The following is a 13,907-nucleotide window of genomic DNA, read 5'->3' as shown; positions in this document are numbered from 1 at the left end:
CGATGCCCCAGGTGGATCCCGAACTCTTCGACCGCGGCCAGTTCCAGGCCGAACTGGCGCTGAAGGCAAGCCCCATCGCCGCCTTCAAGAAGGCTATCCGCCAGGCCCGCGAGGTGCTTGATGAGCGCTTTCGCAGCGGCCGCGACATTCGTCGGCTGATCGAGGACCGCGCCTGGTTCGTCGACAACATCCTGCAAAAGGCCTGGGAGCAGTTCAGTTGGAGTGAAGACGCCGACATCGCCCTGGTGGCGGTCGGCGGCTATGGTCGCGGCGAGTTGCACCCCTACTCCGACATCGACCTGCTGATCCTGCTGGACAGCGCCGATCATGAGATCTTTCGCGATTCCATCGAGCGTTTTCTGACGTTGTTGTGGGACATCGGCCTGGAAGTTGGCCAGAGCGTGCGCTCGGTGGACGAGTGCGCCGAGGAGGCACGCGCCGACCTCACTGTGATCACCAACCTGATGGAAAGCCGCACCATCGCCGGGCCAGAACGCCTGCGCCAGCGCATGCTGGAGGTCACCAGCACCGCGCATATGTGGCCGAGCAAGGAGTTCTTCCTGGCCAAGCGTGCCGAGCAAAAAGCCCGCCACCACAAGTACAACGACACCGAATACAACCTGGAACCCAACGTCAAAGGTTCACCGGGTGGGCTGCGCGACATCCAAACTATTCTGTGGGTCGCCCGGCGCCAATACGGCACCCTCAACCTGCGCGCCTTGGCTGGCGAGGGCTTTCTGGTCGAAAGCGAAAATGCCCTGCTGGCTTCGTCCCAGGAGTTTCTGTGGAAAGTGCGCTACGCCCTGCACATGCTTGCCGGGCGCTCCGAAGACCGCCTGCTGTTCGACCACCAGCGTTCCATTGCCACTCTGCTGGGCTTTGAAGGCGAAGACGCAAAAACCAGCATCGAAAGCTTCATGCAGCAGTATTACCGCGTGGTCATGAGCATTGCCCAACTCAGCGACCTGATCATCCAGCACTTCGAAGAAGTGATCCTAGCGCCGGAAGACGAAGCCCCGCCGCAGCCGATCAACTCGCGTTTTCAGTTGCACGACGGGTATATCGAAGCGCGCAACGACAATGTGTTCCGGCGCACGCCGTTCGCCATGCTGGAAATCTTCGTGCTGATGGCCCAGCAGCCGGAAATCAAAGGCGTGCGCGCCGATACCATCCGTCTGCTGCGCGAAAACCGTCACCTGATCGACGATGACTTTCGCAACGACATCCGCAACACCAGCCTGTTTATCGAACTGTTCAAGTGCAAGATCGGCATTCACCGCAACCTGCGGCGCATGAACCGTTACGGCATCCTCGGCCGCTACCTGCCGGAGTTCGGCTTTATTGTCGGGCAGATGCAACACGACCTGTTCCACATCTATACCGTCGACGCCCACACCCTCAATTTGATCAAACACCTGCGCAAGTTGCAGTACACCCAGGTGTCAGAGAAATTCCCGTTGGCCAGCAAGCTCATGGCCAAGCTGCCCAAGCCCGAGCTGATCTACCTGGCCGGCCTGTACCACGACATCGGCAAAGGCCGGCATGGCGACCACTCCGAAGTCGGCGCGGTTGATGCCGAAGCCTTCTGCCAGCGCCACCAGCTGCCGCTGTGGGACAGCCGCCTGATCGTGTGGCTGGTGCAGAACCACCTGGTGATGTCGACCACCGCCCAGCGCAAAGACCTGTCCGACCCGCAGGTGATTCACGATTTTGCCGGGATCGTCGGCGATGAAACTCGCCTCGATTACCTCTACGTGCTGACCGTCTCCGACATCAACGCCACTAACCCGACGCTTTGGAATTCCTGGCGCGCCAGCCTGTTGCGCCAGCTCTACACCGAGACCAAGCGCGCGCTGCGCCGTGGCCTGGAGAACCCGGTAGACCGTGAGGAGCAGATCCGCCGCACCCAAAGCGCGGCCCTGGATATCCTCGTGCGCGGTGGCAACGACCCGGATGACGTCGAGCAGCTGTGGTCGCAACTGGGTGATGACTACTTCTTGCGCCACACCGCCGGCGACGTGGCCTGGCACAGTGACGCGATCCTGCAACAGCCGGCCGACGGTGGTCCACTGGTGCTGATCAAGGAAACCACCCAACGCGAATTCGAAGGCGGAACGCAGATCTTCATCTACGCGCCGGACCAGCACGACTTCTTCGCCGTGACCGTGGCCGCCATGGACCAACTCAACCTGAACATCCATGACGCGCGGGTTATCACCTCCAGCAGCCAGTTCACCCTCGACACCTACATTGTGCTCGACACCGATGGCGACTCGATCGGCGACAACCCGGCGCGCGTGAAAAAGATCCGCGAAGGCCTTACCGAGGCCCTGCGCAACCCTGACGACTACCCGACCATCATCCAGCGTCGGGTACCGCGCCAGCTCAAACACTTTGCCTTTGCGCCCCAGGTGACCATTTCCAACGACGCCCAGCGCCCGGTGACCGTGTTGGAACTCAGCGCACCGGACCGCCCAGGCTTGCTGGCGCGCATCGGCGGGATTTTCCTGGAGTTCGACCTGTCGTTGCAAAACGCCAAGATTGCGACCCTGGGGGAACGCGTGGAAGACGTGTTCTTTATTACCGACGCCGACAACCAGCCGCTGTCCGACCCGCAGCTGTGCCTGCGTTTGCAGGAAGCTATCGTGCAGCAATTAAGCGTGAGCCAGGAACCGGGTGTCGAGCTGACCAGACTGACCATTTGATTTTTAACATTGTGGACACGATTCATGTGGGAGCTGGCTTGCCTGCGATGCAGACACCTTGGTCTATCAGGCAGACCACAGTGATGCCATCGCAGGCAAGCCAGCTCCCACAGAGTGCGTGCTGACCGTAAGAGGCTTACATGAACAACGCCCTGAACCAGCTGCAGCCCTACCCGTTCGAAAAACTGCGCGCCCTGCTCGGCAGCGTCACGCCGAACCCGGACAAACGCCCGATCGCGCTGTCCATCGGCGAGCCGAAGCACAAATCCCCGGCCTTCGTGGCCAAGGCTCTGGCGGACAACCTTGACCAGATGGCGGTGTACCCGACCACCCTGGGCATTCCGGCCCTGCGCGAGGCCATCGGCGCCTGGTGCGAGCGCCGCTTCAACGTGCCCAAAGGCTGGCTGGACCCGGCGCGCAACATTTTGCCGGTCAACGGCACCCGCGAGGCCTTGTTTGCCTTCACCCAGACCGTGGTCAACCGTGCTGACGATGCACTGGTGGTCAGCCCGAACCCGTTCTATCAGATCTACGAGGGCGCTGCGTTCCTGGCCGGGGCCAAGCCGCATTACCTGCCGTGCCTGGACAGCAACGGTTTCAACCCGGACTTCGATGCGGTAACGCCAGACATCTGGAAACGCTGCCAGATCCTGTTCCTGTGCTCCCCCGGCAACCCGACCGGCGCGCTGATCCCGGTCGAGACCCTGAAAAAGCTCATCGCCCTGGCCGACGAATATGACTTCGTGATCGCCGCCGACGAGTGCTACAGCGAGCTGTACTTCGACGAACAGACCCCGCCGCCAGGCTTGCTCAGCGCCTGCGTGGAACTCGGCCGCCAGGACTTCAAGCGTTGCGTGGTGTTCCACAGCCTGTCCAAACGCTCCAACCTGCCAGGCCTGCGCTCGGGCTTCGTGGCCGGCGACGCCGACATCCTCAAGGCCTTCCTGTTGTACCGCACCTACCACGGCTGCGCGATGCCGGTGCAAACCCAGCTGGCCAGCATTGCGGCCTGGCAGGACGAGGCTCACGTATTGCTTAACCGGGACATGTATCGGGAGAAATTCGACGCCGTGCTGGCGATTCTCAAGCCGGTGCTGGATGTACAAGCCCCAGACGGCGGCTTCTACCTGTGGCCGAATGTACAGGGCGACGATGCTGCGTTCTGCCGCGATTTGTTCGTGGAAGAACACGTGACCGTGGTGCCGGGCTCGTACCTGTCCCGCGAAGTGGACGGTTTCAACCCGGGCGCCGGGCGTGTGCGCCTGGCGCTGGTGGCGCCGTTGGCGGAGTGTGTGGAAGCAGCAGAGCGGATTCGGGACTTTATTCGACGCCGTCGGTAAATGCCCATACAAAAAGCCCAGCGGATCAAGCTGGGCTTTTGATTTTTTAAACAGATCTACTCTTCCTCGGTGCCGGTAGCCGCACCATCAAGGCTTAACCCTTTGCACACCGCCATCAACTCAGCAAAGGAATTGGGCATCTTTGCGTTTTTCAGCATTGTTGTGAAAACGGCGTAGACATCATTTTTATCGCCAGCCTTGCGCAAGGTTCGCTCATCATTCAGCCAAGCATAAATAATAGTCTTCGGCGCATCGGACCTGAACTGGAAGAACAAGCGATATCGCGGCAACATGCCCTGTTTTTTCACTCTGAACCAATGTAAAAATTCACGTCCAAGCGTCTTTCCCTGACGGTAACAAGGACGAGTCGGGTCAGCCGGCACGTTATGCAGAATGTTAACGGTTACAGCATCGAACAACTTGTAAGCCGGATGATGATGAAAACCATCAGGATCACTGACAGCAGCTCGCTCTATCTCAACGGTGAGTTCATCAAGACGTGAAACGAAAAACGGGTGAGCATAAAGAGCCCACCCGTTTTCGACATGAACAGCGCTCTCAGCCGCGCTCACCCTTCTTGCAGCTCGCGACGACGGTTAGCGTCTGCTTTAGCGCGAAGGGTTTCAATGCGCTGCACCAAACCGCGTGGCAATGGCAGAACAGTGTCTGGATTTGCCTTGATATCGTTGTCAAGCAACTCAAGAAAGCCTGCCCCGGCTTGAAGCTCGGCTTTCTTTTCGGTAAACGAGACGACATTGCTTTTAGACATGACTCCTCTCCATGATTTTTTTGACTTTTCATCCGGCAAACGAGCCGCTCAAGCCAGAGGCGAGCAGATCTCAAAAATGCATCAGACTGTCATAGGATCAATGTAGAACACTATTGATCACGAGGGAGGCATTTAACACCATAAAAGCCCCCGAGTGACAGCGGCCCGATAGATGGATATGGCAGCCTTTCCTAGCTCAAACCAATGGTAGGCCAATTTACTTGATAGCCCCCAGATTCGCCTCACTCATATCCAGATCCGCCAACACCTCGCGCAAAACGTCATCACCAATCTGGTGATGGCGGCTCAAGCTGTACAACTCCAAGCGCTGCGCGCGCAGGGCCTTGAGGCGCAATTTACGTTCAAGCAAGTCCATCTGGTGCGCCAGCGCCTGGGCTTCGGCTGAATCGTTGAATACTTCCAACTGATGACGATATTCCGACATCAAGCGCGCCTTTAGCTCGGTCGCGAGTGCTGCCTGGGCGGCGTCTGGGGTTTCGGTTTCGGCAGGCTCGTCCGCTTCCAGCGCGTGGATGGCGGCTACGGCGGTCTTTTTCCACGCCTCGCGCACTTCGTTATGGCGCTTTTCATCCGGGCTCTGCTCGATGCCACGCAGCAGCAATGGCAACGCGATACAGGCGGCGACCAGCGACAACAGGATCACGCCGGCGGCGATGAAGATCAGCAGGTCGCGCTCGGGAAAATCCTGGCCCGGCGCCAGCAGCAGAGGCACCGACATCACACCCGCCAAGGTGACAGCACCGCGCACGCCGCCAACAGTCAACAGCCAGCAGGAACGGGCAGTCGGCACCAATGTCAGCTCGCTTTTACCGCGAATACGCCGCAGTAAACCCGAGAGCCGCCAGATGCTTTGCACCCAGATAAAGCGCAACACCACCAGCACCAGGAAAATCGCAACCACATCCAGGCAGCGATACAGCAAGGTTGGCCATAGTGTCGGCTCGTGACTGACCACGGCCTTGATGATGTCCGGCAGTTGCAGGCCCAGCAGCAAAAAGATCAGGCCATTAAACGCAAACTCCAGCAGCGACCAGACACTGCGATTGAGCAGGCGCGTACTGGTCTGGCGTGGCAGCAAGTCGAGCCAGCTTTGCATCATGCCCGCCGCCACCGCCGACAGAATGCCCGATGCCCCCAGGCGCTCGGCCAGCACATAGGCTGCGAACGGCAGCAGTAACATAAACACCACGTGGGTGGCCGGGTCGTCCCAGCCACGGGCAATCATCCAGGCACGTAAACGGCCGACCAACCAGCTCAGCGCCACGCCTACCGCGAGGCCGCCCACCGCTACCAGCACAAAAGTCAGGCTGGCATCGGCCAGGGAAAACACGCCGGTCAACGCCGCCGCCAGGGCGAACTTGAAGGTCACCAGGCCCGAGGCATCATTCATCAATGCCTCGCCTTGCAGCATATGCATCAAAGGCTTTGGCAGGCGATTTTGGGAAATGGCCGACACCGCTACGGCGTCAGTCGGGGACAATACGGCCGCCAAGGCGAAGGCCACCGGCAACGGGATCGTAGGCAATATCCAATGGATGAAGTAACCGGCACCGACCACAGTAAACAACACCAGCCCCACCGCCAACGTCAGGATCGGGCCACGCAGGCGCCACAATTCGCGCTTGGGCATGCGCCAGCCATCGGAGAACAGCAACGGCGGCAGAAACAGAAACAGGAACAGCTCCGGGTCCAGTGCTACGTGCAGCCCTAGCGTAGGCCAGGCCAGCAAGGCGCCGGCGGCGATCTGCACCAAGGGCAACGGCAGGGGAATAATGCGCCCGACAAGGCGCGAAACGCTGACCAGCATCAGCAGGATAAGAACGGTATAGGCGGTTTGCATAACGCGGGTTTCCCGGACAATCGACTTGCAATGACACCGATCTGGCAACAACTGGCCGCTGAAGTGCCATATTAAACGGCTATGTTACCCGCTTGGCTGCGCGACGGCCTTTGCACATAAGTCGCACGGAATCATTGGCAGGTATGACGAGCGGCACCCAAACCCGCTGGTCGTGGCATAATCCGTGACCTTTAACTTTCGTACGTCCAAAGGGGGGCAATTCCTTGACCGCTTCAAGCAAAACCTTGCACCTTTTCGGCATCAAAGCCTGCGACACCATGAAAAAAGCCCGCACCTGGCTCGATGAGCACGGCGTGAGCTATGAATTCCACGACTACAAAACGGCCGGTATCGACCGCGAACACTTGACCCAATGGTGCAACGAGCACGGTTGGCAGGTGGTTTTGAACCGTGCGGGCACCACCTTTCGCAAACTCGAAGACGAACGCAAAGCCGATCTCGATCAGTCGAAAGCCATTGAATTGATGCTCGCACAACCCTCGATGATCAAGCGCCCCGTGCTCGATCTCGGTGACAGAACCCTGATTGGCTTCAAGCCAGATAGTTATTCGGCGGCCCTCAAGTAGGCCAGCCTTCCATTTTTGTAGAGGTAACAGCATGTCCAATTCCCTGTTCAGCCTGGGCTTCGGCGTCGGCACTCAGAACCGCCAAGGTGCTTGGCTGGAAGTGTTTTACGCACAACCGTTGCTCAAGCCGTCGGCCGAAATCGTCGCCGCTATCGCGCCGATCCTCGGTTACACCGAAGGCAACCAGGCCATCACCTTCACCGTCTCCCAGGCGCTGCAATTGGCTGACGCGCTCAAAGGCGTCGACACTGCCCAAGCTGCCCTGCTGAGCCGCCTGGCTGAAAGCCACACGCCGCTGGTCGCCACCCTGTTGGCCGAAGACGCCGCGCTCACCTCCACGCCTGAGGCCTACCTCAAGCTGCACCTGCTGTCCCACCGCCTGGTCAAGCCCCACGGCCTGAGCCTGGCCGGTGTGTTCCCGCAGTTGCCGAACGTGGCATGGACCAGCCAGGGCGCAATCGACATCAACGAATTGGCCGAGCGCCAGCTGGAAGCACGCCTGCGTGGCGAGCTGCTGGAAGTGTTCTCGGTGGACAAGTTCCCGAAAATGACTGACTACGTAGTGCCGACCGGTGTGCGTATCGCTGATGCCGCGCGCATCCGCCTGGGCGCCTACGTGGGCGAAGGCACCACCGTGATGCACGAAGGTTTCGTCAACTTCAACGGCGGCACCGAAGGCCCTGGCATGATCGAAGGCCGCGTGTCGGCTGGCGTATTCGTCGGCAAGGGTTCGGACCTGGGCGGCGGTTGCTCCACCATGGGTACCCTGTCGGGCGGCGGCAACATCGTGATCAAGGTTGGCGAAGGCTGCCTGATCGGCGCCAACGCCGGTATCGGTATCCCGTTGGGCGACCGCAATACCGTGGAATCGGGCCTCTACGTAACCGCCGGCACCAAGGTTGCCCTGCTCGACGAGCACAACCAACTGGTCAAAGTGGTCAAGGCGCGCGAATTGGCCGGCCAGCCGGACCTGCTGTTCCGCCGCAATTCCCAGACCGGTGCCGTGGAGTGCAAAACCCACAAATCGGCGATCGAACTGAACGAAGCGCTGCACGCTCACAACTAAGCAGCCACTCGATGCCACTAGCGGGCCCCAAACCTGGGGCTCGCTTATACGAGTCTTAAGACCATGCTTGTGCCCTCTCCCTGGCGCGCCGATTTCCCGGCCATCGCCACCCTGCAACGGCAAGACCAGACCTACCTGGACAACGCCGCCACCACGCAAAAACCCCAAGCCCTGTTGGATGCCATCAGCCATTACTACGCCAATGGCGCAGCCAATGTGCACCGTGCCCAGCATTTGCCGGGTGCCCATGCGACTCAGGCGTTTGAAAACAGTCGCAGCAAGGTCGCGCAGTGGTTGAACGCAGGTGATAACGGGCAGATCGTGTTCACTCACGGCGCGACGTCTGCGCTGAACCTTTTGGCCTATGGCCTTGAGCACTTATTCAATGCGGGCGATGAGATTGTCATCAGCGCCCTGGAACACCACGCCAACCTGCTGCCCTGGCAGCAACTGGCCAAGCGCCGCGCGCTGACGCTGGTGGTATTGCCCCTTGGCGATAATGGCGTGATTGACCTGCAAGCCGCCGCCGAATTGATCGGCCCGCGCACGCGCTTGCTGGCAGTGAGCCAGCTGTCCAACGTGCTCGGCGCCTGGCAACCCTTGCAAGCCTTGCTGCCGATGGCCAAGGCCCACGGCGCCTTGACCGTGGTCGATGGCGCCCAAGGCATTGTCCACGGTCGCCACGACGTACAGGCGCTGAGTTGCGACTTCTACGTGTTTTCCAGCCATAAGCTCTACGGCCCGGACGGCGTCGGCGTGCTGTATGGCCGCAACGAAGCGCTGCATCACCTGCGCCACTGGCAGTTCGGCGGCGAGATGGTGCAGCAGGCCGAGTATCAGAGTGCGAGCTTTCGCCCTGCCCCGCTGGGTTTCGAAGCGGGCACGCCGCCGATTGCGAGTGTGATCGGCCTGGGCGCCACGCTCGATTACCTGAACTCACTGGACCCGCTGGCCGTGGTCGCCCACGAAGCGGCGCTGCATGACTACCTGCTGCGCGGCCTGAAAGCGCGCAATGGCGTGCGCGTACTCGGCTCGCCACAGGTGGCACTCGCCAGTTTCGTCGTGGATGGCGTGCATAACGCCGACCTGGCTCACCTGCTCACCGAGCAAGGTATTGCCGTGCGGGCCGGCCACCACTGTGCAATGCCGTTGCTCAAGGCCATGCACTTGTCCGGGGCGATCCGTGTGTCCCTGGCGCTGTACAACGATTCCGATGACCTGGAACGCTTCTTTGAAGCGCTGGATCAGGCGCTGGATATGTTGCGATGAGCTTGCCTGTGGATGCCGTCAGCGCGCTTGAGTCGTTTCAGGCAGTCGGCAGTTGGGAGCAGCGCGCCCGCTTGCTGATGCAATGGGGCGAGCGGTTGCCTGCGTTGGCGGATGACGAAAAGGTCGAGGCAAACCTGGTACAGGGCTGTGAAAGCCTGGTGTGGTTGGTCGCCAGTTTGCAGGATGGTCATTGGCAGTTTGCCGCGAGCAGTGATGCGCGAATGATCCGAGGGTTGGTGGCGTTGCTGCTGGCACGGGTCAATGGGTTGTCGGCAAGTGAGCTGCAGGCGGTTGACTTGCCGGACTGGTTTACACAGTTGGGCCTGTCGCGACAGCTATCGCCGTCACGCAGCAATGGTCTTAATGCTGTACTGCAGCGCATGCGTGAATTAAGCCGTACACAAAACTGAATGTGGGAGCGGGCTTGCTCGCGAAAGCGTAGTGTCAGTCAATACTTCATTGACTGAACCACCGCATTCGCGAGCAAGCCCGCTCCCACATTTGGATCTATGCCCGGCAGTGAGATTCAGTCAGGCTTGACCCGCTCCGACGGCCTGCGCACCCCGGCCACAATCTTGTCCACCGCCTTGGTCGCGGCCACCATGCCAAACGTGGCCGTGACCATCATCACCGCGCCAAACCCACCGGCACAGTCCAGCTTCACGCCGTCACCGACAAAACTCTTCTGCAAACAAATGCTGCCGTCCGGCTTGGGATAACGCAGCTGCTCGGTAGAGAACACACACGGCACGCTGTAATGGCGGGTCACGGTGCGCGAAAAGCCGTAGTCGCGGCGTAGCGTGGAGCGCACTTTCGAGGCCAGCGGGTCGTTGAAGGTGCGGTTCAGGTCGCAGACCTGGATCAGCGTCGGGTCGATCTGCCCGCCGGCGCCGCCGGTGGTGATGATCTGGATCTTGCGGCGCTTGCACCAGGCGATCAGCGCCGCCTTGGCGTTGACGGCGTCGATGCAGTCGATCACGCAATCAATATTCGGTGTGATGTACTCGGCCATAGTGTCACGGGTCACGAAGTCCGCCACCGCGTGCACCCTGCAGTCGGGGTTGATGCCGCGCAGGCGTTCGGCCATCACTTCGACCTTGGGCTTGCCCACGGTGCTGTCCAGGGCGTGCAACTGGCGGTTGCTGTTGCTGACGCAGACATCGTCCAGGTCAAACAGCGAAATCTCGCCCACACCGCACCGGGCAATCGCTTCCGCCGCCCACGAGCCCACGCCGCCGACGCCGACGATCGCCACGTGGGCCGCTTTCAAACGTTCCAGGCCTTCAATGCCATACAAGCGGGCGACGCCTGCAAACCGTGGATCTTCTGTGCTCATGACCATTACCCCAAAAACCGGCGCGCATTATAGGGCTACGCAGCGGCAAGTTTTAAGCTACAAGTTACAAGTTAAGAACTTAGAGGGTCTTTCGCTGACTAACGTCCGGCTTTTCTCTGTCTGCTGTACGCTCAGTTAGAGGCCGGTGTAGGATGCGCGCCGTTCGGCGTTGGCCGACACCTCTTTTCGTTCCACACCCTTTGGAACCCGAAATAGCCATGTCATCGCGTAAATTTGGACTCAACCTGGTGGTGGTGCTGGCAATTGCCGCGCTTTTCACCGGCTTCTGGGCGCTGATCAACCGCCCGGTCACCACCCCCAACTGGCCTGAACAGATCTCCGGGTTCTCCTACTCGCCGTTCCAACAAGGCCAGTTCCCGCAGAAAGACCAGTACCCCACCGACGACCAGATGCGCCAGGACTTGGCGATCATGAGCAAGATGACGGACAACATCCGTACTTACTCGGTCGACGGCACCCTGGGCGATATCCCCAAACTGGCCGAAGAGTTTGGCCTGCGCGTGACCCTGGGGATCTGGATCAGCCCGGACCTGGAACGCAACGAACGGGAAATCCAGCGCGCCATCGAGATCGCCAACACCTCGCGCAGCGTAGTGCGCGTGGTGGTCGGTAACGAGGCGTTGTTCCGTGAGGAAATCACCCCAGAGGCGCTGATTGTGCTGCTGGACCGGGTGCGCGCCGCCGTGAAAGTACCGGTGACCACCTCCGAGCAATGGCACATCTGGGAAAAGAACCCGCAACTGGCCAAGCACGTCGACCTGATCGCCGCGCACATCCTGCCGTTCTGGGAGTTCATCCCGATGGACAAGGCCGGCCAGTACGTACTGGACCGTGCCCGGGACCTGAAAAAGCTGTTCCCGAAAAAACCGCTGCTGCTCTCGGAAGTGGGCTGGCCGAGCAACGGCCGTATGCGCGGTGGCAATGAAACCTCGCCGGCCGACCAGGCGATTTACCTGCGTACGCTGGTCAACAAGCTCAACCGCCAGGGTTACAACTACTTCGTGATCGAGGCTTTCGACCAGCCGTGGAAAGTCAGTGACGAAGGTTCGGCCGGCGCCTATTGGGGCGTGTACAACGCCGCACGCCAGCAGAAATTCAACTTTGAAGGCCCGGTCGTCGCCATCCCGCAATGGCGCGTGCTGGCCATCGGCTCGGTGGTGCTGGCGCTGCTGTCGCTGACCCTGCTGATGATCGACGGCTCGGCCCTGCGCCAGCGTGGTCGCACCTTCCTGACCTTTATCGCGTTCCTTTGCGGTTCGGTATTGGTGTGGATCGGCTACGACTACAGCCAGCAATACAGCACCTGGTTTAGCCTGACGGTTGGCATCTTGCTGGCCCTCGGCGCGTTGGGCGTGTTTATCGTATTGCTCACCGAAGCCCACGAACTGGCGGAAGCGGTGTGGACCCACAAGCGCCGGCGTGAATTCCTGCCGGTGGAAGGTGACTCGCACTACCGCCCGAAAGTCTCGATCCATGTGCCGTGCTACAACGAGCCGCCGGAGATGGTCAAACAGACCCTGGACGCCCTGGCCGCCCTCGATTACCCGGACTTTGAAGTCCTGATCATCGACAACAACACCAAAGACCCGGCCGTCTGGGAACCGGTGCGCGACTACTGCGAAACCCTCGGCCCGCGCTTCAAGTTCTTCCACGTTTCGCCCCTGGCCGGTTTCAAGGGCGGCGCGCTGAACTACCTGATCCCGCACACCGCCAAGGATGCCGAAGTGATCGCAGTGATCGACTCGGACTACTGCGTGTCGCCCAACTGGCTCAAGCACATGGTGCCGCACTTCGCCGACCCGAAAATCGCCGTGGTGCAGTCGCCGCAGGATTACCGCGACCAGAACGAAAGCACCTTCAAGAAGCTCTGCTACGCCGAATACAAAGGCTTCTTCCATATCGGCATGGTCACCCGTAACGACCGTGACGCGATCATCCAGCACGGCACCATGACCATGACCCGTCGCTCGGTGCTCGAAGAACTGGGTTGGGCCGACTGGTGCATCTGTGAAGACGCCGAACTGGGCCTGCGCGTGTTCGAGAAAGGCCTGTCGGCGGCGTATTACCACGACAGCTACGGCAAGGGCTTGATGCCGGATACCTTTATCGACTTCAAGAAGCAGCGTTTTCGCTGGGCCTACGGCGCGATCCAGATCATCAAGCGCCACACCGCCAGCCTGTTGCGCGGCAAGGGCACCGAGCTGACCCGTGGCCAGCGTTACCACTTCCTCGCGGGCTGGTTGCCGTGGGTGGCGGATGGCATGAACATCTTCTTCACCGTCGGCGCTCTGTTGTGGTCGGCGGCGATGATCATCGTGCCGACCCGTGTTGACCCGCCGCTGCTGATTTTCGCGATCCCGCCGTTGGCGTTGTTTGTGTTCAAGGTGGGCAAGATCATCTTCCTGTACCGCCGCGCCGTTGGCGTAAACCTGAAGGATGCGTTCTGCGCGGCACTGGCCGGTCTGGCGTTGTCGCACACCATCGCCAAGGCGGTGCTGTACGGCTTCTTCACCACCAGTATTCCGTTCTTTCGCACACCCAAAAACGCCGATAACCACGGCTTCTGGGTGGCGATTTCCGAAGCCCGCGAAGAGATGTTCATTATGTTGCTGCTGTGGGGCGCCGCACTGGGGATTTACCTGGTGCAGGGCCTGCCAAGCAATGACATACGCTTCTGGGTGGTGATGCTGCTGGTGCAATCGCTGCCGTACGTGGCGGCGCTGATCATGGCGTTCCTGTCGTCGCTGCCAAAACCTGCACCCACGGTTGAGCCGGCAACAGCTGAGTAAAAACGTGCGCAATGCACTAAACGGCGGCCTCTGGCCGCCGTTTTGCTATAAGATAACGGCCGTTTTGTTGGATCAGCCAAGCGCCGATTGCCTTATGTGGGAGCGGGCTTGCTCGCGAATGCGGTGTATCAGCCAATACATGCGTAGCTGATACTCCGTATTCG

Annotated in this window: 11 protein-coding genes; 7 read left to right on the top strand and 4 right to left on the bottom strand. The window is 60.3% G+C overall.

Features of this window, described 5'->3' with window-relative positions; genetic code table 11:
- The first annotated feature begins 2 nt into the window (after positions 1–2).
- A complete protein-coding gene (locus ACTD9P_RS12635; RefSeq protein WP_200433317.1) occupies positions 3–2,705 on the top strand; it encodes a [protein-PII] uridylyltransferase in 2,703 nt (900 codons plus the stop codon).
- A 140-nt stretch (positions 2,706–2,845) separates the two neighbouring features.
- Positions 2,846–4,045 carry a succinyldiaminopimelate transaminase gene (dapC, locus tag ACTD9P_RS12630; RefSeq protein ID WP_438867960.1) on the top strand — a complete coding sequence of 400 codons (1,200 nt, stop codon included), beginning with the start codon at positions 2,846–2,848 and terminating at the stop codon, positions 4,043–4,045.
- A 56-nt stretch (positions 4,046–4,101) separates the two neighbouring features.
- Here dapC and ACTD9P_RS12625 read toward each other — a convergent pair whose 3' ends face one another.
- The 3 genes from ACTD9P_RS12625 to ACTD9P_RS12615 all read right to left on the bottom strand — a co-directional run bounded on the left by ACTD9P_RS12625 (position 4,102) and on the right by ACTD9P_RS12615 (position 6,675).
- Positions 4,102–4,617: a type II toxin-antitoxin system YhaV family toxin gene (locus ACTD9P_RS12625; protein ID WP_438867959.1), complete on the bottom strand. Its 516-nt coding sequence runs from the start codon at positions 4,615–4,617 to the stop codon at positions 4,102–4,104.
- Positions 4,614–4,814 (bottom strand): AbrB/MazE/SpoVT family DNA-binding domain-containing protein, encoded by a 201-nt coding sequence (locus tag ACTD9P_RS12620; RefSeq protein WP_219337739.1) that lies wholly within the window; start codon positions 4,812–4,814, stop codon positions 4,614–4,616. Before ACTD9P_RS12620 ends, ACTD9P_RS12625 begins: the two co-directional genes overlap by 4 nt.
- A gap of 217 nt (positions 4,815–5,031) precedes the next feature.
- Positions 5,032–6,675: a Na+/H+ antiporter gene (locus ACTD9P_RS12615; RefSeq protein ID WP_219337740.1), complete on the bottom strand. Its 1,644-nt coding sequence runs from the start codon at positions 6,673–6,675 to the stop codon at positions 5,032–5,034.
- Between the two features lie 224 nt (positions 6,676–6,899).
- Here ACTD9P_RS12615 and ACTD9P_RS12610 point away from each other — a divergent pair, with 224 nt between their 5' ends.
- The 4 genes from ACTD9P_RS12610 to ACTD9P_RS12595 all read left to right on the top strand — a co-directional run bounded on the left by ACTD9P_RS12610 (position 6,900) and on the right by ACTD9P_RS12595 (position 10,007).
- Positions 6,900–7,262 (top strand): ArsC family reductase, encoded by a 363-nt coding sequence (locus ACTD9P_RS12610; RefSeq protein WP_003189147.1) that lies wholly within the window; start codon positions 6,900–6,902, stop codon positions 7,260–7,262.
- Positions 7,263–7,293: 31 nt separating this feature from the next.
- Positions 7,294–8,328 carry a 2,3,4,5-tetrahydropyridine-2,6-dicarboxylate N-succinyltransferase gene (dapD, locus tag ACTD9P_RS12605; RefSeq protein WP_438867958.1) on the top strand — a complete coding sequence of 345 codons (1,035 nt, stop codon included), beginning with the start codon at positions 7,294–7,296 and terminating at the stop codon, positions 8,326–8,328.
- A 63-nt stretch (positions 8,329–8,391) separates the two neighbouring features.
- Positions 8,392–9,597: an aminotransferase class V-fold PLP-dependent enzyme gene (locus ACTD9P_RS12600; RefSeq protein ID WP_438867957.1), complete on the top strand. Its 1,206-nt coding sequence runs from the start codon at positions 8,392–8,394 to the stop codon at positions 9,595–9,597.
- Positions 9,594–10,007 carry a SufE family protein gene (locus ACTD9P_RS12595; protein WP_438867956.1) on the top strand — a complete coding sequence of 138 codons (414 nt, stop codon included), beginning with the start codon at positions 9,594–9,596 and terminating at the stop codon, positions 10,005–10,007. Before ACTD9P_RS12600 ends, ACTD9P_RS12595 begins: the two co-directional genes overlap by 4 nt.
- 116 nt (positions 10,008–10,123) lie before the next feature.
- Here ACTD9P_RS12595 and tcdA read toward each other — a convergent pair whose 3' ends face one another.
- Positions 10,124–10,933, bottom strand: coding sequence for a tRNA cyclic N6-threonylcarbamoyladenosine(37) synthase TcdA (gene tcdA, locus ACTD9P_RS12590; RefSeq protein WP_438867955.1), 810 nt, complete (start codon positions 10,931–10,933; stop codon positions 10,124–10,126).
- 218 nt (positions 10,934–11,151) lie between these two features.
- Between tcdA and ACTD9P_RS12585 the strand changes: the two genes are divergently transcribed.
- Positions 11,152–13,743, top strand: coding sequence for a glycosyltransferase (locus ACTD9P_RS12585; RefSeq protein WP_438867954.1), 2,592 nt, complete (start codon positions 11,152–11,154; stop codon positions 13,741–13,743).
- Positions 13,744–13,907: the final 164 nt, after the last annotated feature.

The sequence above is a fragment of the Pseudomonas onubensis genome, assembly GCF_965653655.1.
Classification (GTDB): Bacteria; Pseudomonadota; Gammaproteobacteria; order Pseudomonadales; family Pseudomonadaceae; genus Aquipseudomonas.
This window is presented reverse-complemented; position numbering and strand designations above follow the sequence as displayed.